The sequence below is a fragment of the Nonomuraea antri genome, assembly GCF_013283785.1.
Taxonomy (GTDB): domain Bacteria; phylum Actinomycetota; class Actinomycetes; order Streptosporangiales; family Streptosporangiaceae; genus Nonomuraea; species Nonomuraea antri.
In genome coordinates this window covers 1-26,371 of sequence record NZ_JABCPZ010000159.1, presented here as the reverse complement: position 1 = coordinate 26,371, position 26,371 = coordinate 1, and the positions used below count along the sequence as shown (strand labels likewise).

Here is a 26,371-nt window from a genome sequence, read left to right as displayed (position 1 = left end):
CACCCAAGACGGCCTGTCCAAGAAAGAGATCATCCGCTGCCTCAAGCGCTACGTCGCCCGCGAACTCTACGGACTCATCACATCAAAGGATCAAGAACGCTCCGCTTGACATCCATAGGAGCATCCCGGCTCGACCCGACTCACACCTACGACGAATCCCCCAGGCAGGCCTCGAAGACGGCGGTCAGACGGTCCACGTCGGCCGCCGTCGGCGCCTGCGGCCCGGCCAGCCGGCGCATCGACCCGATGCCCAGGAACACGGCCGTGGCCATCCGGGCGCGCGCGTGCGCGTCCGGCCCGTCCAGGCGGGCCGCGAGCGGGCCCACGATCGCGTTGCTCAGCCGCTCGCGCAGCAGCGCCTGAACGTCAGGATGACCCGCCGAGCGCTCCAGTGAACGCAGGATGGCGCTTTCCGGGTCGTGGAACATGCGTTCGGCGGCGTACTCGGCCAGCCGCCTGGGCAGGCCGGCCGGGTCGCCGTCGAAGACCCGGCGCACGCTCGGCTCGCCTTCCATCACCGCGCCGAAGAGCCCGGCCTTGGACCCGAAGTAGCGCCCGACCAGCGCGATGTTGGCCCCGGCCGCCGCCGCGATCATGCGCACGGTCACCTGCTCGTAGCTGTGCTCGGCGAACAGTTCGCGTGCGGCGTCGAGCAGGCGCTGACGGGTGGCCTCACGCCCGCGCGGACGGGCGTCCATCGCCTGAGCTTCCATGCTCCGCACTCTACTCACGCGCTCGGTCCAGGAATATTTTCACTTGCCGCGCGGCTAGTAAACATGCGTATACTCAATCTGGACAAACGTGTAGAAGGGGATGTGGTGTCTTGGTAGCCCAGACACGGACCGCGCCCCCCGCGAAGCGGCACTACACCCACCGCGAAATCCTCGAAGTCATGTCCGGGCTCATGCTCGCGATGCTCACGTCGATGATTTCCACGTCCGTGGTGGGGACGGCGCTGCCGACGATCGTGGGAGAGCTCGGCGGTCAGGACCAGTACTCCTGGGTGGCGAGCGCCACCATGCTGACGATGACGGTCTCGACGCCGTTGTGGGGCAAACTGTCCGACCTGTTCGGCAGGAAGCTGCTCTTCCAGCTGGCCTTGGGGTTGTTCGTCGCGGCGTCGCTGGTGGCCGGTCTGTCGCAGAACATGGGGCAGCTCATCGCGGCCCGTGCGGTGCAGGGTCTGGGCGTGGGCGGTTTGTCGGCCCTGTCGCAGGTGATCCTGGGTGACATCGTCTCGCCCAGGGAGCGGGGCCGCTACTCCGGCTACATGGGGGCCGTCTTCGGCATCTCGACCGTGGCCGGTCCGCTGCTCGGCGGCTTCATCGTGGACACCGACTGGCTCGGCTGGCGCTGGTGCTTCTACGTGGTCGTGCCGTTCGCGCTGGTCTCGTTCATCGTGATCCAGAAGGTGCTCAAGCTGGAGCACGTCAAGCGCAGCACCTCGGTCGACATCTGGGGCGCCACCACCATCACGGCCAGCGCGAGCGCGCTCATGCTGCTGCTGACGCTGGGCGGCACCGAGTTCGCCTGGAACTCGTTCTGGACCTACTTCCTGGCCGCGATCAGCCTGCTCATGCTGGCTCTGGCGGTGCTGTCCGAGCGGACGGCACGCAACCCGATCCTGCCGCCGCGGCTGTTCCGCAACCGGACGTTCGTGCTCACGAGCCTCGCCTCGCTGTTCGTCGGCATGGCGATGTTCGGTGCGATGATCTACCTGCCGCAGTACCTGCAGATCGTCAAGGGCATGAGCCCGACGAACTCCGGGCTGATGACGCTGCCCATGGTGGTCGCGTTGTTCCTCGCCGGCGTCATCTCCGGAAAGATCGTCACGAAGACCGGCAAGTGGAAGATCTTCCCGGTCGCCGGACTGCTGATCGTGGCCGTCGGCCTGCTCATGCTGTCGCAACTGCACGTCGACTCCAGCCAGTGGCTCATCGGGTTCGACGTGGCCGTGCTGGGCGTCGGGCTCGGACTGTCCATGCAGATGCTCATCCTGGCCGCCCAGAACGGCTCCGAGCTGCGTGACATGGCCGCCACCACCTCGGGCGTGTCGTTCTTCCGCTCGCTCGGCGGCGCGGTGGGCGTGGCCGCGTTCGGCGCGATCCTGACCAACCGGCTCAAGGACGAGATGGTCGACCTCGCCACGGCGGCCGGCATCCCGATGAGCGCGGACGCGTCGCACTCGCTGGGCAGCCCCAGCGCCATCCAGCAGATGCCGGAGCCCATCAAGCACATCGTGCTCGAGTCCTTCACCCGAGGGCTGGAGACCGTGTTCATGGTGGGCGTGCCGATCGCGCTGATCGGCTTCGTGGCGGCCCTGTTCCTCAAGGAGCTCCCGCTGCGCGGCGCCACGCTGCCGCCGCCCGAGCCGAAGCCGCTCAGCAAGGACGACCTGGTCCTGGCCGGGCTGCTGCTCGAACTCGTCGCCCAGCGCGTCGAGCGGGCGGACGGTCAGCCGTCCGCGCTGCTCACCGCGGTCGCCGCGATGGCGCCGCCGGACGGCAGAGGCGAGCTCGAACGCGCCAGAACGGTCGCGCAGACCGTGTTGCGGCCCACCGCACGCGTTCTCATCGCCCAGGCCGCGCCGGCTCAGAAAGACCTCGTAACCGGAGGAGTGACTCAATGATTCGCAAGTATGTGGGCGCCGTCACGGCCCTGCTGGCGCTGATCGCCGGCCTGTGGCTGATGATCGCCCCGTTCGCCCTGGGCGGCCAGCCCGAGAACGCCGACTGGACGAACACCACCCTGTCGGAGTTCTGGACCGGGCTCGGCGTCGCCGTCGTCGGACTGGCCGGCGCGATCGCCTTCGTCCTGTCCATGTACGAGGACCTGGTCAAGCGCGGCGCGGTCGCCGTTCGCCGGCGCAAGGCGGCCGAGCCGGAGCCCGAGCCGGTTCCGGCGGCGCCGCAGGCCTCGTCCGCCGAGCTGGCGAGCCTGCTCGCCCCGCTCGTCGAGGCCCTGCGTCAGGACCTGAACAAGCCGGACCTGACCAAGCCCGGCGAGCACGTGATCAAGCCGGGTGAGCACCGCCAGAACGGCAGGGGCACCCTGGTCGGAATGGAGGAGACCCGATGAAGGCCAAGCTGGGCGTTTCCGCCCTGATCCTGCTGTTCCTCGGCGGCCTGTGGCTCGTCGCGGCCCCGTTCGCGGTCGGCTACCAGGCCAGGGGCGCGACCTACGTGGACGCCACGATCAACGACCTGTGGCTGGGCGGCTCGCTCGCCGCCGTCTCGTTCGTGGCACTCGCGTTCTACGCCGGCGACGTCCTGCGCGAGCTGGCCGGGCGCGGCAAGCACGCCGACGGCTGACGCGAGCGATGCCGTGTTCAGCGGTGGCACAGACCCCGGGGAGCCGCTGACAGGCCGGCTCCCCGCCGGGCGGTTCGAGATCGGCAAGGACGGCGCCGGCCTGCTCGTGGTGGGCTTCGACGGTTCGGGCCCGAGCCGCAACGCGCTCGCGTACGCGGCCGGGCTCGCCCGGCGGGACCACGCGGCGCTGCTGATCGCGTTCGTGGAGCGGCTCGACAGCGCCACCCTGTGGTTCTTCGCCGGCTCACCCATCATCCCGGACGCCGCGGACGACCTCACCGAGGACCTTCGCGACGAACTACGCGATTCCGGAGTGCCCTGGCGATTCGTGAGCGTCAGGGGCGACCCGGCCGGGGCGCTGGAATCGCTGGCCGACACCCACATGGCCGACGCGATCGTGGTCGGCAGGTCCCGTTCCACCTGGCACGGCTCGGTGGCGGCCACACTCGCGAAACGGGCGCGCCGTACCGTGCTGATAGTCCCCTGACCAGGAGCGACGTCGCATATGGTGGCCAGATGAAACGTGCAGCCGCCATCGCGTTCGTGGTGCTCGCGTCCGTTTCGTGCGGCGGGCAAGAGCCGGTCGCGTCGCACGGGCCTCAGGGCTCGCCCGCGACGCCCGATCCCAGCACACCCGCACAGAACCCCACGGGCTCGGCCAGTCCAGAGCCGCAACCGGCCACGCCGAGCCCGCCGGCGTTCCAGTCGAAGGTCTCCAAGATCTCCCGCGATCGCCTGCCGCACTCCTGGCGGTCCGGCTGCCCGGTCTCCTACCAGGACCTGCGGCTGGTCACGATGACGTACTGGGGCTTCGACAACAAGCCGCACACCGGCGAGCTGGTCGTGCGCGACCGCGTCACCGACGACATCGAGACGGTCTTCAAGAAGCTGTACGACTGGCGCTGGCCGATCTACCAGATGAAGCTCGTCGACGCCTACAAGGCCGACGACTTCGACTCGATCGAGGCGAACAACACCTCGGCGTTCAACTGCCGGCGTGCGACGGGTTCAAGTAACTGGTCAAATCACGCATACGGGGAAGCAATCGATATCAACCCCCGCGAGAACCCATATGTCACAGCAAGTGGCAGCACGGCCCACCAGAACGCAAAAAAGTTCACCGAACGGCCAATGAAGGGTAAAGGCGTTATCAATCCCGGTGACAAGGTTGTCAAGGCCTTCGCCCAGGTCGGCTGGGAGTGGGGCGGCTACTGGTCAGGCGCCAAGGACTACCAGCATTTCAGCAAGGGCGGCGGCTGAAACGCTCAACCGCTCGAGGTGAAGACGGTTCCGTACCAGGGGCCGCCCAGATGGCGGAAGCGCTCCTCCATCGTCTCGACCGGCTCGCCCGACGGCATCCAGAGGAAGCCCCCGTCGTCGCCGAAGAGGGGGTCCTGGACCTGGAACCACACGCTGTTCCGCGCCGGGCCCTCCTCCGAGTACGGCCGCGGCCTGCACGCATAGTACGAACCGGCCCACTGGCAGGGATGAGCGCGTTCCGGGTTCTCGGCCACCGTCTTGACGTAGGCTTCCAAGCTGGGCTTGGAGACGGCGAACCGTACCCGGAACGGCGCGTCGGTGACGAGGACCAGCAGCGCCGCCACCGCCAGGAAACCCGGCAGCAGCCAGCGCCACAACCGTGCGGCGATGCTGACGTTGAGTGCCGCCAAACCCAGCCTGAACAGCCAGTACACCCAGAGCACCCACCCGGCGAAGATCGTGAGCAGTAACGACTCGAGGTGCCAGAACGGATAACTGGCCCAGAAGAAGACGAGCAGGGTCACGGCTGACGCGATGACCAGGAAGGGCCGGCCGGGCGGCTCGGTGATCACGAAGTCACTGTAGCGATCAAGACCGTGGTCGCGCTTTCGTAAAGAATCGCCGATGGCCGGGCCGCCGCATTTCCCCCCGTGACCCCTGATAACGGAGGTACCCCGGCAGGCCCGAGCGGCCGTCCCCGCATCATCGGCATTTCGGCGAGGAAGGAGGCTGAGAGAATCCCACCATGGCGGCAAAGGACGGCGACGGCTGGACGCAATGTTCCCTGGGCCACCGGCACTGGGGGATCCACGGCGCCTCCGGGCTGCTCGTCGTGCACCACGACGAGCTCGGCACGCCGTACGTGCTGATGCAGAAACGTTCGTGGTGGAGCCACCACGGCGGCACGTGGGGCCTGCCCGGCGGGGCCCGCGACAGCCACGAGGACGCGGTGGCCAGCGCCTTGCGCGAGGCCCACGAGGAGGCGGCGCTGGGCGGCGAGAACCTGCGCGTGCAGGGCGTCTACCTCGACGACCACGGCGGCTGGGCGTTCGAGACCGTGATCGCGGAGTCTCCCGAGCTGCTCAAGGCGGCACCGGCCAACCGTGAGAGCTCCGACATGCGCTGGATGTCGCTGCCCGAGGTCACCGGCAGGAAGCTGCACCCGGGCTTCGCCGCCACCTGGACCGACCTCCAGGCCGCCATCAGGCCGGAGACCGTCGTGCTCGACGTGGCCAACATCGTCGGCGCCCGGGCGGAGCGCGGCTGGTGGAACGACCGGCTCGGCGCGGCGACCAAGCTGCTCGAAGCCGTGGCCGGGCAGCGGCTGCGGCATCCGATGCTGGCGCAGTGGTTCCCGCGCGTGGTGGCGGTGGTGGAGGGGGCGGCCAGGAGCGTGCCCGCGGTGCCCGGCATCCAGGTGGTCGCGGCCACGGGCAGCGGCGACGACGCGATCGTCGGCGTCGTGCGCCAGGCCAAGTCGTGGGAGCGGGTGCTGGTGGTCACGGCCGATCGGGAGCTGAAGGCACGGGTCGCCGAGCTGGGCGCGGAGACCGTGGGACCGACCTGGCTGCTGTCACAGCTGGGCGGGTAAGACCCCGTCGAAGACCGCCTTGAGCCCGGTCACGTCGAGCACGCGCTGCAACACCCCGCACACGCCCGTCAGCCGCATCGAACCCCCGTGCTCGGACACCTGGCGCTGATGCTCGACCAGCACCCACAGCCCGCTTGAGTCGCAGAACGCCAGCTGCCGGGCATCGATCACGATGTCATGGCAACCCTCGCCGGCGAGCTCGACCAGCCGCTGCTTGAGCAGCGGTGCCGTCAGCTTGTCGAGATCGCCGTCGAGGCGCAGCACCGCGCCTGTCCCGGCCCGCTCCACCTCGACGTTGAGATCCGCCACCTCCTGAACGTACACCCCTGCCACCACAGCCGCTATCGTGGTTTCCGCACCGGGAGGGTTCGCATAGTGGACGAGTGCAGCCGCCTTGAAAGCGGCCAGGTCAGCGATGGCCTCGTGGGTTCGAATCCCACACCCTCCGCTTACTCTCGTTACTCGCGCATGCCCGCGAACCCGTCGCCCACGCTGGCGGCCAGCTGGAGGTAGGCCTCCCTGGTCGGCTCCTGCAGGCGGTCGAGGTCGATCTCCGCACCCTCCTCCAGATGCGGGTCGTACGGCACCCGCACCACGGCCCGGCACCTGGCGGCGAAGTGGGCCTCCAGCTTCTTGATGTCGACCGCCGACTTCGAGCGCGGCCTGACGCTGCACAGCACCACGGTGGCGTTCCTGACCAAGTCGCCGTAGTGGTGGGCCTCCAGCCAGTCGAGCGTGGCCGAGGCCGCCCTGGCGCCGTCCACGGACGGCGAGCTGACCAGCACGATCTGGTCGGCCAGCCCGAGCACCCCGCCCATCGCCGAGTGCAGCAGCCCGGTGCCGCAGTCGGTGATGCAGATCGAGTAGAAGTTCTCCAGCACCTGCGAGACGGCCTGGTAGTCGGAGCCGCTGAACGCCTCCGACACCGACGGGTCGCGGTCGGAGGCCAGCACCTCCAGCCTGGACGGCGCCTGCGAGGTGAACGCCCTGATGTCCACGTACCTCTTGACCTGGTCACGCTCGTTCAGCAGGTCACGGACGGTGGCCGAGGTCTCCAGCACCAGCTTGTCCGACAGCGTGCCGCGATCCGGGTTGGCGTCGACGGCGATGACGCGGTCGCCGCGCATCTGCGCCAGCGTGGCGCCGAGCCCGACCGTGGTCGTGGTCTTGCCCACGCCGCCCTTGAGGCTCAGCACGGCCACGCGGTGATGCCCGGTGGCGACCGGGGTGCGTGCCCTGGTCATGAGCTCGCGGCGGCGGCGCACCTCCGGGGCCTCGCCCGGCTTGATCCAGCCACCGGACGCCTTGTACACCAGACGTCGCCAGCCCTTGGCCGGGGCGTTGCGCCGGCCGCGCAGCAGGCTCTCGGGGTCGAGGCTCTCCGCCGTCGGCCGGCCCGTGGCGGGCGGCCTGGGCGGCGCGGTGAACACGGGAATGGGCGCGGGACGACGGCGCGGCCCGGACACCTGCCCGGACACTGGCCCGGACACCGGCCCGGACACCTGCCCGGACACTGGCCCGGACACCGGCCCGGACACGGGCCCGGACGCCTGCCCGCCGGAGCCGAACTCCTGCTGGGCGTCGGCCCAGCCGGTGCGCTCCGGCTCGGGACGCTGGGGCTCGGCCCACTCGTGACGCTGGGGCTCCGACCATTCCGGGCGGATCTCCCGCTGCTGCGGACTCGTCCATTCCGGACGGTCGCCCGGCTCGTCCTCGTGCCGCTCGGCCGCCCCCTGCGGGGTGGCGGCGCTCGGCGAGGCGGCAGTGCCAGGCGAGGCGGCGATGCCAGGGGAGGTGGCGGTGCCCTGCGAGGTGGCGGTGCCCTGCGAGGTGGCGGTGCCCTGCGAGGTGGCGGTGCCCTGCGAGGTGGCGGTGCCCTGCGAGGTGGCGGCGGTGGGCGCGGACGGCCACTCGGGCGGCGCGGGCCACTCGGGCGGCGTCGGCCACGGCGGGTCGGTGGGACTGTCGGCGTCCGCGACCTCACCGACGACCCCGGACCCGGCCTCAGCCCCTGCCCCAGCCCGCGTCTCGGCCGCAGCCGCGTCGGACGGCCGCTCGACCGCCCTCTCGCCATCCTTCTCAGCACCCGAACGTTCCGGCGAGTGCTCAGGCGAACGCTCGGGCGTACGCTCCGGCGGCGTGAACGACAGCGCGTAACTGTCGGTGTCGTCGGGCCGCGGCAGGGGCTTGAGCGGCGCGTGGAACGGATCGTCCGCGCTGGTCTGCCTGCTCGCCTGCCGGCCCGTCTCCGCCGGCTGGGTCGCGCCGAGCCAGTCGGCCGCCTCGCTCTCCCCTTCCGGCAGGTCCTCGGCCGCGGCCGAGCCGTACACCGAGTCGACCGCCGCGCGGAACAGCGGCGGGGTCGGGGTGTCCGGCGGCGTCGGCACCAGGAGCCAGGGGTCCTTGGGGTACGGCGAGGCCACAGGCTCGTCGGCAGAGACCGCCGAGGCGCTGACCGGGACCGGAGCGTCGTCTTCCGACTCCTTGATGGCGTCCAGCCAGGCCAGCTGCTCCTCGAGCGATTCTTCTCGATCGTGTCTTGCCACCGTGTTCCCCCTCGGGTGGGTCTAAAGGGGCAGCAAATACCTTGCAGGGTAACGTCATGTGTTCCCGTCGAGCCGGGCAACCCACAACTTCTTTGCCCGGCTACCGTGGTTCGCATGCGAGCCATTGAGATCACCGGGCCGGGCGGACCCGAGGTGCTGGAGTGGCACGAGGTGCCCGAACCGAGCGTCGCGCGAGGGGACGTGCTCATCGAGGTGGCCGCCTCGGCGGTGAACCGGGCCGACGTCCACCAGCGTCAGGGACGCTACGACCCGCCGCCCGGCGCCTCGCCCTACCCGGGCCTGGAGGCGTCCGGGGTGGTGGCGGCGGTCGGCGCCGACGTCGAGCACTTCAAGCCCGGTGACGAGGTGTGCGCGCTGCTCAGCGGCGGCGGTTACGCCGAGCGCGTAGCGGTGCCCTGGCAGCTCGTCATGCCGGTGCCCGAGCGGGTCTCGCTGGTCGAGGCCGCCGGCCTGCCCGAGGCGCTCTGCACGGCCTGGTCGAACGTCTTCATGACGGCCAGGCTGCGCAAGGGCGAGACGCTGCTGGTGCACGGCGGTGCCAGCGGGGTCGGCACGTTCGCGGTGCAGCTCGCCAAGGCGTTCGGCGCGCGGGTGGTCGCCACGGTCGGCACCGCGGAGAAGGGCGAGCGGGTCAGGGAACTGGGCGCGGACGAGGTCGTCAACTACCGCGAGGAGGACTTCGCGGAGAAGGTCGAGGCCGACGTGATCCTCGACATCATGGGCGCCAAGTACCTGGCGGGGAACGTCCGGGCGCTGCGTACCGGCGGGCGTCTCGTGGTGATCGGGCTGCAGGGCGGCCGCAAGGCCGAGCTCGACCTGGGCCAGTTGCTGGCCAAGCGGGCCACCGTCCACGGCACCACGCTGCGCTCGCGCCCGGTCGACGAGAAGGGCGCCATCGTGCGCAGCGTGGTCGACAACCTCTGGCCGCTGGTCAGTGCGGGTGCGGTGCGTCCCGTCGTGTACGCGAGCGTCCCCATGGCAGAGGCGGCGAAAGCACACCGAATGTTGGATTCCGGAGAGCACGTCGGCAAGATCCTGCTAGTACGGTGAGAGCTATGAATGCTGAGGACAACAACACCCCCCACATCGTGGTGGTAGGCCCCGACTTTCAAGGTCAGGGCGATAACGGCGACGATGAGCGATCGGTGACGAACCTGGTCGAGCAGCCCGCCAAGGTGATGCGCATCGGCAGCATGATCCGGCAGCTTCTCGAGGAGGTCCGCGCGGCTCCCCTCGACGAGGCCAGCCGCAAGCGGTTGAAGGAGATCCACGAGTCGTCCATCAAGGAGCTCGAGGACGGTTTGGCCCCCGAGCTGGTCGACGAGCTCGAGCGCCTGTCGCTGCCCTTCACCGACGACAACGGCACGCCGCCGAGCGAGGCCGAGCTCCGCATCGCCCACGCTCAGCTGGTCGGCTGGCTCGAAGGGTTGTTCCACGGCATCCAGACCACGCTGTTCGCCCAGCAGATGGCCGCCAGGGCGCAGTTGGAGCAGATGCGCAGGGCGCTGCCCGGCGTGCCGCAGGGCGACGAGCAGCAGCGCCCGCACGGCGGCTCGGGCCCGTACCTGTAGCCGGCCACGCCCTGTGGCCGAAAGGCCGGCCGGGGAGCTCAGCCGAAGAGCTCTTCGAGCACGAGCGCCACGCCGTCGTCGTCGTTGGCCGCGGTCACGTGATCGACCGCCGCCAGCACCGCCGGATGCGCGTTGGCGACCGCGTACGACGTGCCTGCCCAGCTCAGCATGGGCAGGTCGTTCGGCATGTCACCGAAGGCCACCGCCTGCGACGGCTTGATGTCGTGCCGCGCGGCCAGCACGGCCAGCGCGCTCGCCTTGGTCACGCCCTGGGCGCTCATCTCGATCAGGCCGCGGCCGCTGGAGTGCGTGGCGGTCACCAGGTTCCCCACCAGGCCGTGCACGGTCGCGTACAGCTCGTCGCCGCCCATGCCCGGATGCAGGGCCAGCAGCTTGGCGCAGGGGCGTGCGGTAAGCGCGCCGGCGTCCAAGCGGAGCACGTCGGGAGCCTTGCTGTCCAAGCGTCCCAGTCTGAAATCTGACTCGTGCGCAAAACCGCCTTCATACTCGACCGAAAATACGAGTTCGGGCACGTTCGCTCGTAGCTGAGCGACGACTTCCTCGAGTACGTCGACGGCGATGAGGTGAGATTCAACTATCTGTTCGGTATGCAGATCGTAGATCAGGGCGCCGTTCGCACAGATGGCCAGGCCATGGTGGCGTACGACCCCGGCCAGACCTCTCATCCAGCGGGGCGGACGGCCCGTCACGAAGATCAGTACGGACCCTGATTCCTCGACCCTGCCGAAGGCGGCGACCGTGCGGGGAGACACGGTTCCGTCTGCGCGCAAGGCGGTTCCGTCGAGGTCGGTGGCCACAAGACGCGGCGTGGGAAGGCTCTGCATAACAGGTTCCAGTTTGCCCGGTGATGCCGCCTGACAGAAATCTTCCTAGGGACGGGAACACCAACGCGCCAGAATGGTGTTAGATGTGATGGCGTTGTATTAGCTGATCCCGTAGTGAAAACCAGCATGACTTTGTCTGAGCCACCCCGGGTGCTTGCTGTACGACACACCGGGACCCACGAGGTGTGGGTCCCATAGATTCACATCCTGAGGGAGAGCTTTTATGGCTCAGGGAACCGTCAAGTGGTTCAACGCCGAGAAGGGCTTCGGCTTCATCGCCCCGGACGGCGGTGCGCCGGACGTGTTCGTGCACTTCTCCGAGATCGTCGGCAGTGGCTACCGCAGCCTTGAAGACGGCCAGCGGGTCGAGTTCGAGATCACGCAGGGCCAGAAGGGGCCGCAGGCCTCCCAGGTCCGCGCCGTCTGACCTGTAGCAGCAAGGTAGACCGGGGTTCGCGTCCAGCGGGCCCCGGTCTTCTGCGTTCAGGGTCGGCCGGTCGGTCTGTGTCCAGGCCCGGCCGGTCTTCCACATGGTCACAGGTGTGACTCGGATCACGGGCCGGCCGAACCCGCGGGCGTGCCTCATCGTCCACTGATGCATGAGGTATGCCTGGTTATGTCACCCGGCGTCCGTCGTCGCGGTGATCGTGCTGTTGCTCAACGACCATCTGCTCAAGCAGGCCTGGCCGGGATTCGTCACCGGCAAGCTCAGCGACGTCGCCGGACTCGTCGTCGCACCGCCCCTGCTGGCCCTGCTCCTCCTGCGCCGGGCCGACCTGTTCGCCACCGTCCTGACCGGCGTGCTCTTCACCCTCATGAAGACCACCGCAGCGGGCGCTGAGATCGCCTCACAGGCCTGGAGCGCCCTGGCCGGGCCCTCACGCGTCCTGGCCGACCCCACCGACCTGATCGCCCTCCCAGCCCTCGCCCTGGCCTGGTGGATCCGCAGGCGCACGCTCAGCGGCTCCTCCACGCGGTTGCGGTTGCTGGTGACGATGCCGCTGGCCGTCCTGGCCGTCACGGCCACGTCCGGAGCCCCGGAACCCCACGGCCCGCAGGTCGCCTATTCCGTCCGGGTGGACGAATCCCGGATCGTCGTCGACACGTCCAGATGGCCCGACGAGCGTCCCGACGGGATGCTGGCTTCCGAGGACGGCGGCGTCACCTGGCACGAATGGACCGGTGAGACGTCACGCAAGGCCCAGAGCGCGGCCTGCGTGCCACGGGAGCCTCACCGGTGCTACCGGGTCGTGGCGGACCGGCTGGGCGTCGAGGAGTCACGCGACGGCGGCACGACGTGGCGTACGTCATGGAAGCTGAGCGAGGGCAGGAACGACTGGGCGGCCAGGGAGTACGTCGAGACGGGCAAGCTGCGCTCGCGCTCGGTGGCCGTCCAGGAGCGGCCCGGCGGGCACGTGGTGGTGGTCGCGAACGGCATCGGCGGGATCCTGGTCCGCGACGTCGGCGGGACGTGGCAGCGCCTGGGCTGGCCAGGGACGGACGTCAACGACGACCACCGGGTCACCAACCGGCTCGACCAGGAGACGGACGTCGCGTTCTCCCTGGCCGCGGCCCTGCTGCTGGGCTGCATCGGCGCGGGCCTGCGTGGGTACCAGGTGCTCTACACCTGTTCGGCCCTGCTCGCCTCCGGCGGCCTGTACCTGATGCTGACCGGCGTGGGGGCGCCCGGCGAGTTCTTCGGCATCGACGTCGTGTCGGTGTTCGTCGGCGGTCCCATGCTGCTCGTCGGCGGCCTCACGTGCCTCCTCCTGGCGTGCTTCAACGAGCCGCCACGCGGGGCCGTGCTGACCGGGGTCGGGCTGGCGCCGGTGTTGTGGCTGGCTCTGTATCTGCCGTTCCAGGGCTGGTCGATGGGCCTGCCCGACTCACATGCCGGCGCGACGGTGCTGGCGGCGGCGCTCGGCTGCGGGGTGACGGGGCTGGCCGGCGTCCTGGTGCGGCGTTCACTGCGCGCCCGGGCGCTCCACCGATGAGGTACGCGTGGTCGTGCCACCCGGTGACAGTCGTCGCGGTGATCGTGCTGTTGCTCAACGACCATCTGCTCAAGCAGGCCTGGCCGGGATTCGTCACCGGCAAGCTCAGCGACGTCGCCGGACTCGTCGTCGCACCGCCCCTGCTGGCCCTGCTGTTTTTGCGCCGGGCCGACCTGTTCGCCACCGTCCTGACCGGCGTGCTCTTCACCCTCATGAAGACCACCGCAGCAGGCGCTGAGATCGCCTCACAGGCCTGGAGCGCCCTGGCCGGGCCCTCACGCGTCCTGGCCGACCCCACCGACCTGATCGCCCTCCCAGCCCTCGCCCTGGCCTGGTGGATCCGCAGGCGCACGCTCAGCGGCTCCTCCACGCGGTGGCAGGTGACCGTGGTGATGCCGCTGGCCGTCCTGGCCGTGACGGCGACCGCGCCGAACTCGGACTGGGGGCCGGCCGTGACCGGGGCGCAGCTCGTCGGCGGGCGCGTCCTCGTCTTCGAGGGCGGCGAGAAGACCGGTGTCCCCGGCCTGACCTCCGACGACGGCGGGAAGACCTGGCAGGACTGGTACGGCCCGGTGGACCGGCCGTCGGAAACCGCGGCCTGTCTGGACCGGCGGTGCTACCGGGTGATGCCCGGCAAACTGGGCGTCGAGGAGTCCGGCGACGGCGGACGGACGTGGCGCGTCGCGTGGGAGCCGACCACGGCCCGGGTCGAGTGGCTGAACCGGAAATATGCGGACAGGGCCTACGCGGGGCAGGAGGGGCGGGCCGCCCTGGTGCGTTCGTTCGCGCTGGTCGTGCAGGAGCGGCCGGGCGGGCACGTCGTGGTGGTGGCCAACGGGGCCGACGGCATCCTGGTGCGTGAGACGTCCGGCGAGTGGCGTGAGGTGGGCTGGCCGGGCGGAGAGTGGGAGCCGGACACCAACCCCCTGGCTCCCGAGCGGGACATCGCGATCTCCCTGGCCGCGGTCATGGCGCTCGGCCTGATCGGGACGGGCCTGCGCCGGCTGGTCGGCGCCTACACGATCTTCGCCGCCCTCACCGTCACCGGGCTGTACGTCGCGATGGGCGCCCAGGACGAGTACGGGTTCATCTTCTACTTCGACCCCGCGCAGCTCACCCTGGGCCTGGCCATGATGTTCATCGGCGGCCTGACGACCATCAGCCTGGCCGGGGCGGGCCGCCCTCCCGCGCGGGTGGTCGGCGTGGCGCTGGTGGCCGGGCCGCTGACGTACGCGACCGTGTTCTTCCCGTTCCTCGGCTGGTCGCAGGGGTTCACCGGCCCCTATCTCGTCGCCGTCGCCTGGGCCGTGGTGTGCGCGGGCGGGGTGCTGGCCGGAAGCGTCGCGCTGATCAGGCGCGACGCCTCACGGCTGCTCGACGGGGACGCCTCACGGCTGCTCGACGGAGACGCCTCGCGGCTACTTGACGGGTTCGAGCACGTCGAGTCCGACGAACGGCCGAAGGGCCTGCGGGACCACGACTGAGCCGTCGGCCTGCTGGTGGTTCTCCAGGATGGCGACGATCCAGCGGGTGGTGGCCAGCGTGCCGTTGAGCGTGGCCAGGTGCTGCGGCTTGCCGTCCTTCTCCCGGTAGCGGACGGCGAGCCTGCGCGCCTGGAACCCGGTGCAGTTGGACGTCGAGGTCAGCTCGCGGTAGCGGCCCTGCGTGGGGATCCACGCCTCGCAGTCGAACTTGCGCGCCGCCGACATGCCAAGGTCTCCGGCCGCGGTGTCGATGATCCGGTACGGGACCTCGATCTTGGCCATCATCTGCCGCTCCCACTCCAGCAGCCGCCGGTGCTCGTCCGCGGCCTCTTCCGGCCGGACGTAGGAGAACATCTCCACCTTGTCGAACTGGTGGACCCTGATGATGCCCCGGGTGTCCTTGCCGTACGAGCCGGCCTCGCGGCGGAAGCACGACGACCAGCCGGCGTAGCGCAGCGGCAGCTCACCCGCGTCGATGATCTCCTGGGCGTGGTAGCCGGCCAGCGACACCTCGGACGTGCCGACCAGGTAGAGGTCGTCTTCAGGCAGCCGGTAGATCTCCTTGTCGTGGGCCACGTGGAAGCCGGTGCCCTGCATCGTCTCCGGCTTGACCAGCACCGGGGTGATCATCGGGGTGAACCCGGACTCGATGGCCTGCTGCATGGCCATGTTGAGCAGGCCGAGCTGCAGCCGCGCGCCGACGCCCTTGAGGAAGAAGAACCGCGAGCCCGACACCTTGGCGCCGCGCTCCATGTCGATCGCGCCGAGCGCCTCGCCCAGCTCCAGGTGGTCCTTGGGCTCGAAGTCGAACGTGCGCGGCTCGCCGTACGTCTCCAGCACGACATAGTCGTCCTCGCCGCCGGGCGGGGCGTCCTCGTCGACGATGTTCGGCACCGTCTGCAGGACGTCGTCGAGCTCGCCGGCCAGTTTTTCGGCCTCGGCCTCGGCGCTCTTGACCTGGCTCGCGAGGTCCTTGGCCCGCTGGAGCAGCGCAGCCTTCTCCTCGCCCTGCGCCTTGGAGACCGACTTGCCCATGCTCTTCTGCTCAGCGCGCAGAGACTCGAACGAGGTCAGCGCGGATCGGTGGCGCTCGTCGAGGTCGAGCAGCGTGTCGACGACGGAGTCGTCCTCACCGCGGGCACGCTGCGACGCCCGTAGCCGGTCGGGATCCTCACGAAGGGTACGCAGGTCAATCACAAGGAAAGGCTACCGGCGCGCGGCGGCCCCCCGCCCCCGGTTTACCCCGTCGGCCGGACCGGATCGGGCCGTCGCGCCGGACCGGGTCGACTGTCGCGCCCGTCCGGATCGGTCGTCGCGCCGGACCGGGGCGGCCGGCGGTCAGACCTGGCCGGTGCGGATGCGGCTCAGCCAGCCCCCCGCCTCGGCGAACTCCGCGTCGGCCGTGCCCCGCTTGATCTGGGGCGCGACGCCGTCGGCGCGCGGATAGCTGCCGAGGAAACGCACCTCGCCGCAGATGCGGTGCAGGCCGGACAGCGCCTCACCGACCCGGGCGTCGGCGACGTGGCCCTCGAAGTCGAAGTGGAAGAAGTAGCGGCCGATGCCGTCGCCGGTGGGCCGCGACTCGATGCGGGTCAGGTTCACCCCGCGCACGGAGAACTCGGTCAGCATCTCCAGCAGCGCGCCCGGGTGGTCGTCGGCCAGGAAGACCACCAGCGTGGTGCGGTCGGAGCCGGTCGGCTCGGGCAGCGCACCCGGGCGGCCGACCCGGATGAACCTGGTCACCGTGTCGGACCTGTCGCCGATGTCGGTCGCCAGCTCCACCAGCCCGTAGTGCTCGCCCGCGATGCGTGCCGCGATGGCCGCGTCGTACGGCGAGCCGGGCAGCGAGACCTCCTGCGCGGCCGCGGCCGTGGACGGCGCGGCGATCACCACCGCGTCGGGCAGCTCGCGGGCGATGAACGCCCGGCACTGCGTGATCGCGGCGGGGTGCGTGTAGAGCCGCTTGATGTGCCCGATCTCGGTGTCCGGCCTGGCCAGCAGCGAGAACTGCACGGGCAGCAGCAGCTCGGCGGTGATCAGCAGCGGCTCGCCCCAGGCGAACTCGTCGAGCGTCGTGGTGATCGCGCCCTCGAGTGAGTTCTCCAGCGGCACGACGGCGCCGTCGGCCTCCCCGGAGCGGGCGGCGTTGAGCGCGGCGCTGACGTTGGCGCAGGGCAGACGCTCGGCGGTGGGATCAAGGAGCCGCAGGGCCTCTTCGGTGAAGGTCCCTTCCGGTCCGAGATAGGCGAGTCTGGGCATACTTACAGAGTATCCGCAGGTTGACGCGTCGCGCGGCCCTTTCTCGGCATTGCCGCCGTGGATTCGATCAGCGGGCCGAGCCCCAGCCTGGCCCCGCGCACGGCCGTCTCCTCCTCGGGCGACAGCGGCTGCCTGCCGCGCCCGCCGACCACCGGGCGCACGTACGTGCGGGTTTCGGTCATGCCGTTGATCGAGGTCAGGACGATCCCGTCGCCCAGGCCGTTGATCATGGCGACCGAGAACGAGAGCCTGCCGCTCATCTCGGCCAGCGCGTCGTAACGGCAGACGGCCACGTCCCTGATCGCCTTGAGGTCGCTCACACCGTCACCCGCCTGCCTGGCGAGCATGACGCGGCATTCGTCCAGGGTGGCGCGGGCCTGCCTGAGCGTCAGATACCCGATGACCACGCCGCTGACCCCGGCGACTGCCCCCATGACGAACCAAGCGGTAACCAGCACGAGACAGAGCGTAACGGCTGAGTCAGGAGATCTCCTGCCGTTTCCGCAACCCGATCTCGCGTCCGGCCTCGCGCCGCTTCGGCAACCACGCCCCCAGCAGCCACACCAGCGCCAACGCGCCCAGGCCGAAGCCGTTCTGCACGATCTTCCCCAGGACCGGGCTGAGCACCGGTATCTCCGCGGCCTTGATCGAGACGCCCCACCAGGGCACCGGGACCACGTAGAACAGCCACACCCCGGCGGCCACCCGCAGCCGCACCGGGTCACGTCCGTCCCCGACGATCGCGCCCAGCACCACGACCACCCACGCCAGGTGGTGGATCCAGGCCACCGGCGACAGCAGCACCGCCATCAGCCCCACGAGCGCGACCGCCGTGATCGTGTCCCCGGCCTGGTACGCCCGGCGCGCGGCACGGAACCCGTACCAGCCGATGGCGGCCACGATCACCGCCCAGATCGCCGTCGTCAGGGTCTCGTTCATGTAGAGCCTGATCAGCATGCCGCGTACGGACTGGTTCGTGGTGGCGGCGTTCGCGCCGAGCCGTTCCGGGTCGAGCAGCGCGGAGAACCAGAAGTCGCTCGCGTCGCGCGGGATCACCGCGAACGGCAGCAACGTCAGCAGCGCCGTGGTGAACGTGGCCATGGCCAGCGTCCGCCACTGACGGGTGACCAGCAGGTAGATCAGGAACACGCCGGGCGTGAGCTTCACCGCCGTCGCCAGCCCGATCAGGAACCCGCGCGGCCACCGGGGCCGCTTCGCCGCGCAGTCGGCCAGGCACAGGGCCACGAGCAGGATGTCCACCTGCCCGAACCGCACCTGGTCCCTGATCGGCATCAGGTAGGTGCAGGCCACCATGAGCAACGCGAACGCCCACGGCCCATACCTCCGCCACGCCCCGCCCTCCCGCGCCTCCTGGCTCAGAGGCTCCTTGCCCAGGGACTCCTTGCCCAGGGACTCCTTGCCCAGGGACTCCTCGCGCAGGGACTCCTTGCTCAAAGGCTCCCTGAAGGCGAACCAGACCGTCACACCCAGCGCCACGAAGATGCCGGCCGTCCAGACCCACTGGGCGGTCTCCCACGACATGGCCGCCAGCCCCACCGCCAGCATCGCCGCCACCGGCGGGTAGGTGAACGGCAGCAGTTGCGGCGCCGGAGTGACGAAGTCGTAGACCGGGCGGCCCTCCAGCAGCATCTGGCCGCCGGTACGGTACACGTCGAGGTCGACCAGGCGCTGATCGTCGGCGTTGGTCAGCCACGAGATCACCAGCGGCGCCGCCGCCGCGGCCACGACCAGCGCGGCCGCCACCCACGCCCACCACTGCTGCCCTGCGCGCACCCGCACCTCGCCACTTGTCACGGTGTGGCACGTTACCGTGGCTGTTGTCGATCGAGGGCGCGGACGCACACCACGTGCCTCCCGCCACCCCGCCCGCGGCGGCTCGATCGCCGGGAGGCTACCGGGCCGCTTTCGGCAGCACTCCCTGACGCAGGGGCGTAACCACTGGGGGTTTCCACTACATGCCGCACACCGCGCACCCGGCCACCCGCGCCACCGCCGCGCTCCTCCTGGGCACGCTACTCGCCCTCCTACCGGTGGGGACGGCGAACGCCCACAGCGAAACCCCCGGCACACCATCCACCGAGCGAACCGCAACCGCAGATACGACCAACCTCGCCACCGCTGCCGAGACCACGGGCACAGCGGGCACCACCCAAACCGCCGAGGCCACGGGCACGGCGAGCACCACCCAAACCGCCGAAGCCATGAGCGCTGCGGGCGCCCACCAGACCGCCAGGGGGATGGACACGGCGGGTCCCGCCCAGACCGCCGGGACCTCGGGCACGGCAGGCACCACCCAAACCACCCGGGTCATGGGCACGGCGGGTGCCGCCCAGGCCGCCAAGGTCGCCGGCACGACCAACCTCGCCACCGCTGCCGGGGCCACGGGCACGGCGGGTACCACCCAGAATGCCGGGCTCCCGGGCACGGCGGGTGCCACCCGAAACGCCTGGGCCGCGGACAACACGACCAGCACCGCCCAGATCCAGGGGCGGGTGGCGCTGATCGGGGTGCCGGGGCTGGAGTGGCGTGACCTGGATGAAACCCGCACCCCCAACCTGTGGAAACTCGTCGCCCAGGGCGGTTCGGCGTCGCTCTCGACACGTGCCGTCCCCGCGCCGAACCGGGGCACCATCTGCCCCGCCGCCGGATGGCTCACCGTCTCCGCCGGCCAGCGGGCCGGGATCGATGGCCGGGGCTGCCCCGCGCTTCCCGCCCCCCAGCCCTCCGGCGCGGGTGCGGTCATCCCCACGTGGGGCGAGCTGTCCGCCCACCAGGCCGACACCGGCTTCAACGCCCGGCTCGGCACGCTCGGCCATCTGGTCACCAGCGCGGGCGGAACGGTCGCGGCCATCGGCCCGGGAGCCGCCGTGGCGGGCGCGGACCGATCGGGAATCGTCGCGAAGTACGCCTCCACCCCCGAGGCGCTCGGCGACCTCACCCCCTACCACCTGATCATCCTCGACGCCGGCGACCTGGCCGCCGCCTGGTCGCGTCAGCCGCTGGACGAGCAAGGCGTGCCCACCGCCATGCCCGCCGACGTCCGCGCGGCCGCCGTCGCCCAGGCCGACCGGCGTGTCGGCGCGCTGCTCGACCGGCTGCCGCAGGGCACGTCCGTCCTGGTGGGCGGCATCTCCGACGTGACGCCGAACGCCCACCTGCACGTCGCCATCGCCACCGGCCCGTCACCCGACGGCCGGCCGTACCCGCACGGTCACCTCACCGCCACCTCCACCCGCCAGGACAGCCTGGTCACCGTCACCGACCTCACCGCCACCGCCATCCGCCTGCTCGGCCTGGAGCAACCGCGCGAGGTCGTCGGACGCCCCTGGCAGCCCGACGGCACGGCCCCCGCGTCCACCGCCGAGACGGTCGCCGGGCTCGCGGACGGCGACCTGGCCAGCCAGATCCTGCGCGAGGTACGCGGCCCGTTCTTCACCGTGCTGGTCTCAGTGCAACTCCTCTTCTACGCCTGGGCCGCCCTGGCCCTACGCCGCCGCCGCACCACCCCCCGGGACGGGGACGGGCGCCACCGAGCCGACCCGCTACAGGACACGGACGAGTCTCGGCCACCCGGTTCGCCTCAAGACACCGCCGGCTCCCAACAGGCCGGTCCACCTCAGGACTCCGCCAATCCCCAGCAAGCCGACTCGTCTCATGTCCACGCCAGCTCCCGACAGACCGATTCGGCTCAGGAGACCGCCATCTCCCGGGAAGCCGGTTCACCTCACGGCACCGCAAATTCCACGCCTGCCGCTTCCCCCTCGAACGCCACCAGTTCGCCCCTGAACCCCGTCTCACCCCAGGAGAGCCGCACGTCCCAGGAGGCCCGCACATCCCCGGAGGCCAGCAGGCCCCACGGCGCCGATCCCCATGCCTCGCATCTCCACGCCTCCCGTCCCCGTGCCGACCGGTTCCAGGACCCCGGACCCGATGCCGCGGGTGCGTCCCGGTTGCTGGTGGCGGTGCAGAGTGTCGCGGTTGTGAGCGGCGCCATCGCGGTGTCGACCTTCCTGGCCCAGCTCGTGCCCTGGTGGAGCCTTCCGGTGCCCATGTTGTCGGTGATCGTGACGATCCTGGGCATCGCTGGTCTGATCACCGCCGTGGCCTTCGCGGGCCCCTGGCGTGCGCACGTGCTCGGCCCGTTGACCGTGGTCTCGCTCATCACCTCCCTGGCCCTTCTCGTGGACGTCATGACCGGCTCCCACCTCCAGGTGAACGCCGTCACCGGCTACGAGCCCGTCACCGGCGGGCGCTTCTACGGTTTCAGCAACATCGCCTTCGCCGTCTACGCCACCGGCACCATCCTCGGCCTGTCGGGCGTGGCCCAGTGGCTGCTGGAGAAGGGGGTGCCGCGAATCGCGGTGGTGTCGGCATGTGCTTTGTACGGGGCTTTCGCGGTGTTCGCGGACGGCTGGCCCGCCTGGGGCGCGGACTTCGGCGGGGTGCCGGCGTTCGTGATCGGGCTGGCGGTCTTCCTCATCCTGCTCTCGGGCAGGCGCGTGTCGATCGTGAAGCTCGTGCTGGTGGCCGTGGTCGGGGGCGTGCTGGTGGGTGGCATCGCGGTGGTCGACTGGCTGCGGCCGGAGTCGCAGCGGACCCATCTGGGCGCATTCGTGCAGCAGATCATCGACGGCCAGGCCTGGACCGTGGTGTCGAGGAAGTTCGGCGCGATGATCGGCGTCACCGTGGGCAACTGGCCGCTGACCCTGCTCTCCGTGGTGGCGCTGGCCTTCCTCTTCCTCGTGCTCAACCGGCCGTCGCGCTGGGGCGCCCCGGCGCTGGGGCAGGCGTACGTGCTCGCGCCGGCCTTCCGCGCGGGCCTGTTCGGGGCGCTGACGTGCGCGTTCGTCGGGTTCCTGATCAACGACTCGGGCATCGCGATTCCGGCCATGGCGCTCACGGTCGCGGTGCCCCTGACGCTGGCCGCGTGCGTACGCGCCCTCCAGCTCGCCACGCCGACACGACCAGGGCGATCGTCAGAGCGAGCAGCACCCACCCGATCTGAGGCCTGAGGACGGTTCTGAGCCATTCGAGGTCTTCCGGCTGGCCCTCCACCCGGGCCGGCAGGTAGGCCAGCGACAACGCCAGCAGGTGGGCCACCACGAACGAGTCGACGGCCGAGGCCCCCACCAGCGCCAGCATGCCGAACGCCAGCCCGTCGTACCAGGGCAGCACGTACGGGGTGGCGAACACGTACGCCACGGCCAGCGCGGCGGCCACCACCGGAGCCGAGAGCCCCTCGGACGAGCCGGGCGCCGCCGACTGCCGGGTGCGCGTGGCCAGGCGTAGCAGTGACCAGGTCACGAGCGCCAGCACCAGCAGGGAGCCGATCTGGATCTCGCCCCGGTAGGCGCTGCCCACGCCCACCAGATCCTGCAGCCAGCCCTGGACCAGCTTCCAGAACGAGGCGTGCGAGATCGCCTTGCTGGTGCGCGTGAGCGGCTCGATGGCCTCGGTGCCGACGATCGCGTAGCCGGCCACGACCACCGCCACCGCGCAGCCCGCCATGACGGCCAGCCTGCCGGGACGCCGGCGCAGCTCCCAGGCCGGGCCGAGCGCGACCAGGCCGGCGTTGAGCTTGACGGCGACCCCGAGGCCCAGCAGCAGCCCGGAGCCCACCGGTCTGCTTCTGGCGAGCAGCGCGGCGACCATGCAGGCCACGGCCAGGGTGTCGACGTGCAGGCCGGCGACCAGATGGTAGAGCAGCAGCGGGTTGGCCGCCCACAGCAGCGCGGCACGCAGCCGCAGGGCCGGATCGTGCCTGGTGAACCTGTCGATCAGCAGCGCGGTCGCGATGAAGGCGGCGGCGTTGAACAGGGCCAGCACGAAGATGGTCAGCCGCAGCGAGTCGCCGCCCACCCAGCTCGCCAGCGCATGCAACGCGGTGGCGACGGGCCCGTAGACGCTGGGCTCCTCCCGCCACGGCGCCTCCACCGCAGCGGCGACGGGATCGCCTGGCAGGGCGATCGCGCCGTGCGTGTAGGGGTTCACGCCGAGCGTGACCATCCGGCCGTAGGCGGCGTAGTTGAGGTGGTCGGCCGAGCCCGACGGCGGCAGGAACGCCAGCACCCCGGCGGCCAGGCAGCCCGCCACCACCAGCCGCCGTGCCCAGGCTCGCGGCACGCCCGTGCGCGCCGCCAGGGCGGCCAGCAGGCCGAGCCCGCCGAGCACCAGCGCGACGGCGGCCAGCGCGATCGTGAGGTGCGGATCGGGGTGGACGTCGAGCGAGTAGGGCGGCTGCCAGCCCGGGCCGCTCAGCCCCGGGACCATCGGCGACGGGCCGAGCAACCCGATCACGATCGTGAGCAGCACGGAGACGCCGATCGCCGCCAGTGCCGCGCCGGCCAGGAGGCCGGACGCCGCTGCTGATGCCGGCCGCTGCCGGGTCTCCGAAGTCACCCGCAAATTCCAGCACACTCGCCACCCGGCCGGGCCCGCTCGTCCTCAGCCTGTGGATAACCAGAGGACCGGTCACCAGGCTGTGGACAACCGGGGGAACAGCCCCCCGAGCGCGGGTGGATTTGGGGGGAGATGTGCCGAACAATCTCGCCAAGTGCGAAGGACGGCCCTTTGGTCAGCGGTTGGGGCGGAGTTTCTGGAGATTTTCGGTGATGAGCGGCTCGCGCGTGGCCAATGCCCTGGCGACGTCCCGCAGTTGCCTGGCCCGATGCAGCTGTGAGCGCCAGTCGGTGCCGGTCGCGCGATGCGCCATCTCCACCTCGACCTCGGCGATCCGGTATCCCTTGCGCAGCAGGTCGATCGTCAGCGCCGTCTCGACGCCGAACCCGTGCGCCAGCGGCCGGGCGGCCTCGAAGGCGGCCCGGGTCAGGCAGCGCTGGCCGTTCAGCGGCTGGGCGGCCTCGAAGCCGGTGGCCCGGCGGATGCCGTCGCGCGACAGCCGGACGACTAAGCCGTGCCCGCCCAGCTTCACCCGCGTGACGAAGACCGCGATCGACATGTCGGCCCGTCCGGCGCGCACCGGCTCGATGAGCGGCGCGGCGGCGCGCGCGGTCTCGCCGAGGTCGGCGTCGAGGAAGAGCAGGTGACGTGCGGGACCGTCGGCGTCCAGCAGGCGGACGGCCTCCGCCCCCGACTCCATGGCCGCGGCCTTGCCCCGGTTGCGGCTGTGCCTGATGACCCGCGCGCCCGCCGCCCTGGCGACCCGGCCGGTCTGGTCGGCTGAGCCGTCGTCGACGACCACCACGAGGTCGACGCCGGGCAGCCCGGCGGCGGCCGTGACGGTGCGACCGATGCGATCCGCCTCGTTCGCGGCCGGGATGATCACCGCCGTGTCACCGGCGAGCGGCACGGCTTCGCCACCCATCCCGGCATCAGCAGCGGACGTCACGGCCGGACCACCAGACGTATCATCAGCAGGCGTCGCAGGCGGACCGCCCGACGTGTCACCGGCGGACGGCACGACGTCGCCGTCCGCCGCGGTGTCACCGCTCACCTGGCGTCACCTCCGAGGCGTGCGGTCATGAGCCATCACCTTCGAGGCGTACGGTCATGATCCCTCGGTGATGAGGAACTCCTGCGGCACCTCATCGTGCACGACGAACACCGAGTCGAGCCCGGTGACCTGCAGGATCTTGCGTACGGCAGGACGCGGCGCGGCCACTTCGAGCACGCCGCCCTGCTCCTTCATTCGTTTGAGCGCCGACAGCAGCACGTTCATGCCGGTCGAGTCGCAGAAGTCGACGCCGGACATGTCGATGACCACCCGGCTCGGCCCTTCCTGCAGCAGCCGAGTGAACTCGGACTGCAGGTGAGGCGCCGTATAGAGGTCGATTTCGCCGGTGATCGCGACGAGTGCATGGCCGGCATGTGATCGAGTCGAGACCTTGAGCTCCACATGGGCAGGCTAGCGGCGCGACGGCTTCCGGTCACGTTGTCACGCCGACAGGGGAACCACGACCCTTGGTCTTTCCCTGCCCGACACCCGGTAACCCCTTGGCCTCCAGCCAGTCTTCCGTTGGCCGTCACGAAGTCCTCCGTTTGGGCTCCGCGCGAACGGAGAGTACGCGAAGCTTGACAGCGTGACACCGAGGCAGGCACCGCGAAAAGGAGAAGGAGGGGCAGGGGCGCCGATCACGGACCCCGCGTCAATGGAAGCGCCGAAACGTGAAGACCCACAGCGCCAGGGGCTCCGGGAACGTCTGGAGACCATCCTCGTACGCACCGAGAAGGCCACGTCCTGGCACGACGAAGCCGGGCACCTGCGTGGCCTGCTGAACCACGAAGGCTACGTCCCCGTCCGCACCCGGCTGGCCGGCGAGGACCTCGATTTCCTGGCCGGGGCGCGTACCGAGCTGATCAGGTTCTCAGAGCTCGGGCTGCGACTGCTCGACCTGCACCAGCCGCGCGACGCGGGGGGCATCACCAGCGATACCGCGCATCCGATCCTGCGCTGCCGCAGCTGCATGTGGCGCTGGCCGTGCCCGACATTTCGCGCCATGTCGGACTCATTCGGCCCCGACCGAGACTCCGCCCTCTGACGACCAAGGCTCCCGCCTCCCCCGCCGATGCACCCCGCATCCCCGGCCGACGCACCCACGTACCAGCCCGCCTTCCGACCGGGCCGGGCGAGCCCCGGCCTACCCCTGTCCGACCTGCGGAAGGCGGATCTCGAATCGGCAGCCGGGGCCGTCGTTCACCACCCCGATCACGCCGTCGTGCGCCTCGACGATCCCCTGCGCGATGGCCAGTCCGAGCCCGGCGCCGCCGTCCGCCGTGGGGGTGCGCGCGGCCTCACCGCGGAACGCCACGTCGAACACGCGGGGAAGGTCGTCCTCGGGGATCCCACCGCAGCAGTCGGTGACCGACAAGCACGCCATGCCCGCGCCGTCCACGCTCGCGCGCAGCACCACGGCACGCTCGGACGGCGTATGCCTGATCGCGTTGACCACCAGGTTCCCCAGCGCCCGGCCCAGCGCGCCGGCGTCGGCCTCGACAGGTACGCCGGCCGCCGCCTCCGCGGTGAGCCGCACCCCCTTGGCCCTGGCCAGGGGTTCGGCGCCGGCCAAGGTGTCGGCCACCAGGTCGGCCAGCCCGACCCGGGCCCGCGAGAGCCGCAGCGCACCCGCGTGGATGCGTGACAGCTCGAACAGGTCGTCCACCATGCCCGACAGCCGTTCGACCTCCAGCTTGATCTGCCCGTGGTAGCGCGCGACCGTCTCGGGGTCGGCGACGACGCCGTCCTCCAGGGCCTCGGCCATCGCGCGCATCCCGGCCAGCGGGGTGCGCAGGTCGTGGCTCACCCAGGCGACCAGTTCGCGCCTGGCCCCTTCGAGCGCGCGCTCGCGCGCGTAGGCCTCCTCCAGGGTGTTGGCGATCGTCTGGAGCTCCGCGGGCAGGCCGCGCGGCGCGGTGAACGGCGTGACGCCCACCGCGGCCACCAGCCGTCTGCTCTCCCCGACCACCCGCCTGGCCAGTACGAACGCCACCCCGAGCCCCACCAGCCCGCCC

At 70.8% G+C, this 26,371-nt stretch carries 26 protein-coding genes and 1 tRNA gene; 14 read left to right on the top strand and 13 right to left on the bottom strand.

Features of this window, described 5'->3' with window-relative positions; translation table 11 throughout:
- Positions 1 to 146: 146 nt before the first annotated feature.
- Entirely contained in the window at positions 147 to 713 is a 567-nt protein-coding gene (locus HII36_RS37520; protein WP_173528076.1) for a TetR/AcrR family transcriptional regulator, read from the bottom strand.
- A gap of 110 nt (positions 714 to 823) precedes the next feature.
- Here HII36_RS37520 and HII36_RS37515 point away from each other — a divergent pair, with 110 nt between their 5' ends.
- The 5 genes from HII36_RS37515 to HII36_RS37495 are packed head-to-tail and all read left to right on the top strand — an operon-like array spanning position 824 to position 4,571.
- Positions 824 to 2,629: an MDR family MFS transporter gene (locus HII36_RS37515; protein WP_173528075.1), complete on the top strand. Its 1,806-nt coding sequence runs from the start codon at positions 824 to 826 to the stop codon at positions 2,627 to 2,629.
- Positions 2,626 to 3,078 carry a hypothetical protein gene (locus HII36_RS37510; RefSeq protein ID WP_173528074.1) on the top strand — a complete coding sequence of 151 codons (453 nt, stop codon included), beginning with the start codon at positions 2,626 to 2,628 and terminating at the stop codon, positions 3,076 to 3,078. The genes HII36_RS37515 and HII36_RS37510 overlap by 4 nt, the downstream gene beginning before the upstream one ends.
- Positions 3,075 to 3,311 carry a hypothetical protein gene (locus HII36_RS37505; protein WP_173528073.1) on the top strand — a complete coding sequence of 79 codons (237 nt, stop codon included), beginning with the start codon at positions 3,075 to 3,077 and terminating at the stop codon, positions 3,309 to 3,311. Before HII36_RS37510 ends, HII36_RS37505 begins: the two co-directional genes overlap by 4 nt.
- A 13-nt stretch (positions 3,312 to 3,324) precedes the next feature.
- Complete coding sequence (locus tag HII36_RS37500; RefSeq protein WP_173528072.1) at positions 3,325 to 3,798, top strand: universal stress protein; 474 nt, start codon at positions 3,325 to 3,327, stop codon at positions 3,796 to 3,798.
- Positions 3,799 to 3,827: 29 nt separating this feature from the next.
- Complete coding sequence (locus HII36_RS37495; protein WP_173528071.1) at positions 3,828 to 4,571, top strand: M15 family metallopeptidase; 744 nt, start codon at positions 3,828 to 3,830, stop codon at positions 4,569 to 4,571.
- A gap of 5 nt (positions 4,572 to 4,576) precedes the next feature.
- Here HII36_RS37495 and HII36_RS37490 read toward each other — a convergent pair whose 3' ends face one another.
- The gene (locus tag HII36_RS37490) at positions 4,577 to 5,143 is read right to left on the bottom strand and encodes a hypothetical protein (protein WP_173528070.1); all 567 of its coding nucleotides are present in this window, start codon (positions 5,141 to 5,143) and stop codon (positions 4,577 to 4,579) included.
- Positions 5,144 to 5,316: 173 nt separating this feature from the next.
- Between HII36_RS37490 and HII36_RS37485 the strand changes: the two genes are divergently transcribed.
- Positions 5,317 to 6,162 carry an NUDIX hydrolase gene (locus HII36_RS37485; RefSeq protein WP_173528069.1) on the top strand — a complete coding sequence of 282 codons (846 nt, stop codon included), beginning with the start codon at positions 5,317 to 5,319 and terminating at the stop codon, positions 6,160 to 6,162.
- Here the strand turns inward: HII36_RS37485 and HII36_RS37480 are convergent.
- Positions 6,145 to 6,498 (bottom strand): STAS domain-containing protein, encoded by a 354-nt coding sequence (locus HII36_RS37480; RefSeq protein WP_173528068.1) that lies wholly within the window; start codon positions 6,496 to 6,498, stop codon positions 6,145 to 6,147. The genes HII36_RS37485 and HII36_RS37480 overlap by 18 nt on opposite strands.
- A gap of 25 nt (positions 6,499 to 6,523) precedes the next feature.
- Here HII36_RS37480 and HII36_RS37475 point away from each other — a divergent pair.
- Positions 6,524 to 6,610: transfer RNA gene (locus tag HII36_RS37475), tRNA-Ser, on the top strand.
- Between the two features lie 10 nt (positions 6,611 to 6,620).
- Here HII36_RS37475 and HII36_RS58890 read toward each other — a convergent pair.
- Positions 6,621 to 8,708 (bottom strand): MinD/ParA family ATP-binding protein, encoded by a 2,088-nt coding sequence (locus HII36_RS58890; RefSeq protein ID WP_328808067.1) that lies wholly within the window; start codon positions 8,706 to 8,708, stop codon positions 6,621 to 6,623.
- Positions 8,709 to 8,822: 114 nt separating this feature from the next.
- On the opposite strand from HII36_RS58890, the gene HII36_RS37465 reads away from it, so the two are divergent.
- The gene (locus tag HII36_RS37465) at positions 8,823 to 9,779 is read left to right on the top strand and encodes an NAD(P)H-quinone oxidoreductase (protein WP_173528067.1); all 957 of its coding nucleotides are present in this window, start codon (positions 8,823 to 8,825) and stop codon (positions 9,777 to 9,779) included.
- 5 nt (positions 9,780 to 9,784) lie between these two features.
- A complete protein-coding gene (locus HII36_RS37460; protein ID WP_173528066.1) occupies positions 9,785 to 10,300 on the top strand; it encodes a bacterial proteasome activator family protein in 516 nt (171 codons plus the stop codon).
- Between the two features lie 38 nt (positions 10,301 to 10,338).
- On the opposite strand, the gene HII36_RS37455 is transcribed toward HII36_RS37460, so the two are convergent.
- Positions 10,339 to 11,118, bottom strand: coding sequence for an HAD family hydrolase (locus HII36_RS37455; RefSeq protein ID WP_328808066.1), 780 nt, complete (start codon positions 11,116 to 11,118; stop codon positions 10,339 to 10,341).
- 250 nt (positions 11,119 to 11,368) lie between these two features.
- Here HII36_RS37455 and HII36_RS37450 point away from each other — a divergent pair, with 250 nt between their 5' ends.
- The 3 genes from HII36_RS37450 to HII36_RS37440 all read left to right on the top strand — a co-directional run bounded on the left by HII36_RS37450 (position 11,369) and on the right by HII36_RS37440 (position 14,623).
- Positions 11,369 to 11,572, top strand: a complete 204-nt coding sequence (locus HII36_RS37450; protein WP_127938141.1) for a cold-shock protein — start codon at positions 11,369 to 11,371, stop codon at positions 11,570 to 11,572.
- A 172-nt stretch (positions 11,573 to 11,744) separates the two neighbouring features.
- Complete coding sequence (locus tag HII36_RS37445) at positions 11,745 to 13,139, top strand: hypothetical protein (protein ID WP_173528064.1); 1,395 nt, start codon at positions 11,745 to 11,747, stop codon at positions 13,137 to 13,139.
- Positions 13,140 to 13,177: 38 nt separating this feature from the next.
- On the top strand, positions 13,178 to 14,623 hold the full coding sequence (locus HII36_RS37440; protein WP_173528063.1) for a hypothetical protein: 1,446 nt from the start codon (positions 13,178 to 13,180) through the stop codon (positions 14,621 to 14,623).
- Here the strand turns inward: HII36_RS37440 and serS are convergent.
- The 4 genes from serS to HII36_RS37420 form a co-directional block, all read right to left on the bottom strand.
- Positions 14,558 to 15,820 carry a serine--tRNA ligase gene (gene serS, locus HII36_RS37435; RefSeq protein ID WP_173528062.1) on the bottom strand — a complete coding sequence of 421 codons (1,263 nt, stop codon included), beginning with the start codon at positions 15,818 to 15,820 and terminating at the stop codon, positions 14,558 to 14,560. The two genes, HII36_RS37440 and serS, sit on opposite strands and share 66 nt — an antisense overlap.
- Positions 15,821 to 15,961: 141 nt before the next feature.
- Positions 15,962 to 16,882: a prephenate dehydratase gene (gene pheA, locus HII36_RS37430; protein ID WP_173528061.1), complete on the bottom strand. Its 921-nt coding sequence runs from the start codon at positions 16,880 to 16,882 to the stop codon at positions 15,962 to 15,964.
- A gap of 2 nt (positions 16,883 to 16,884) precedes the next feature.
- Entirely contained in the window at positions 16,885 to 17,340 is a 456-nt protein-coding gene (locus HII36_RS37425) for a DUF4446 family protein (protein WP_328808065.1), read from the bottom strand.
- 22 nt (positions 17,341 to 17,362) lie between these two features.
- A complete protein-coding gene (locus HII36_RS37420; protein WP_328808064.1) occupies positions 17,363 to 18,697 on the bottom strand; it encodes a glycosyltransferase 87 family protein in 1,335 nt (444 codons plus the stop codon).
- A gap of 161 nt (positions 18,698 to 18,858) precedes the next feature.
- Here HII36_RS37420 and HII36_RS37415 point away from each other — a divergent pair, with 161 nt between their 5' ends.
- A complete protein-coding gene (locus HII36_RS37415; protein WP_173528060.1) occupies positions 18,859 to 21,915 on the top strand; it encodes a hypothetical protein in 3,057 nt (1,018 codons plus the stop codon).
- Here the strand turns inward: HII36_RS37415 and mptB are convergent.
- The 3 genes from mptB to HII36_RS37400 all read right to left on the bottom strand — a co-directional run bounded on the left by mptB (position 21,800) and on the right by HII36_RS37400 (position 24,758).
- A complete protein-coding gene (gene mptB, locus HII36_RS37410) occupies positions 21,800 to 23,302 on the bottom strand; it encodes a polyprenol phosphomannose-dependent alpha 1,6 mannosyltransferase MptB (protein WP_328808063.1) in 1,503 nt (500 codons plus the stop codon). The two genes, HII36_RS37415 and mptB, sit on opposite strands and share 116 nt — an antisense overlap.
- Before the next feature lie 175 nt (positions 23,303 to 23,477).
- Positions 23,478 to 24,227 carry a glycosyltransferase family 2 protein gene (locus HII36_RS37405; protein ID WP_173528059.1) on the bottom strand — a complete coding sequence of 250 codons (750 nt, stop codon included), beginning with the start codon at positions 24,225 to 24,227 and terminating at the stop codon, positions 23,478 to 23,480.
- 183 nt (positions 24,228 to 24,410) lie between these two features.
- Complete coding sequence (locus tag HII36_RS37400) at positions 24,411 to 24,758, bottom strand: STAS domain-containing protein (RefSeq protein ID WP_173528058.1); 348 nt, start codon at positions 24,756 to 24,758, stop codon at positions 24,411 to 24,413.
- Positions 24,759 to 25,011: 253 nt separating this feature from the next.
- On the opposite strand from HII36_RS37400, the gene HII36_RS37395 reads away from it, so the two are divergent.
- On the top strand, positions 25,012 to 25,401 hold the full coding sequence (locus HII36_RS37395) for a hypothetical protein (RefSeq protein WP_173528057.1): 390 nt from the start codon (positions 25,012 to 25,014) through the stop codon (positions 25,399 to 25,401).
- Positions 25,402 to 25,500: 99 nt separating this feature from the next.
- Here the strand turns inward: HII36_RS37395 and HII36_RS37390 are convergent.
- Positions 25,501 to 26,371 (bottom strand): sensor histidine kinase (locus tag HII36_RS37390; protein ID WP_173528056.1); only part of this gene is annotated, 871 nt, incomplete at its 5' end.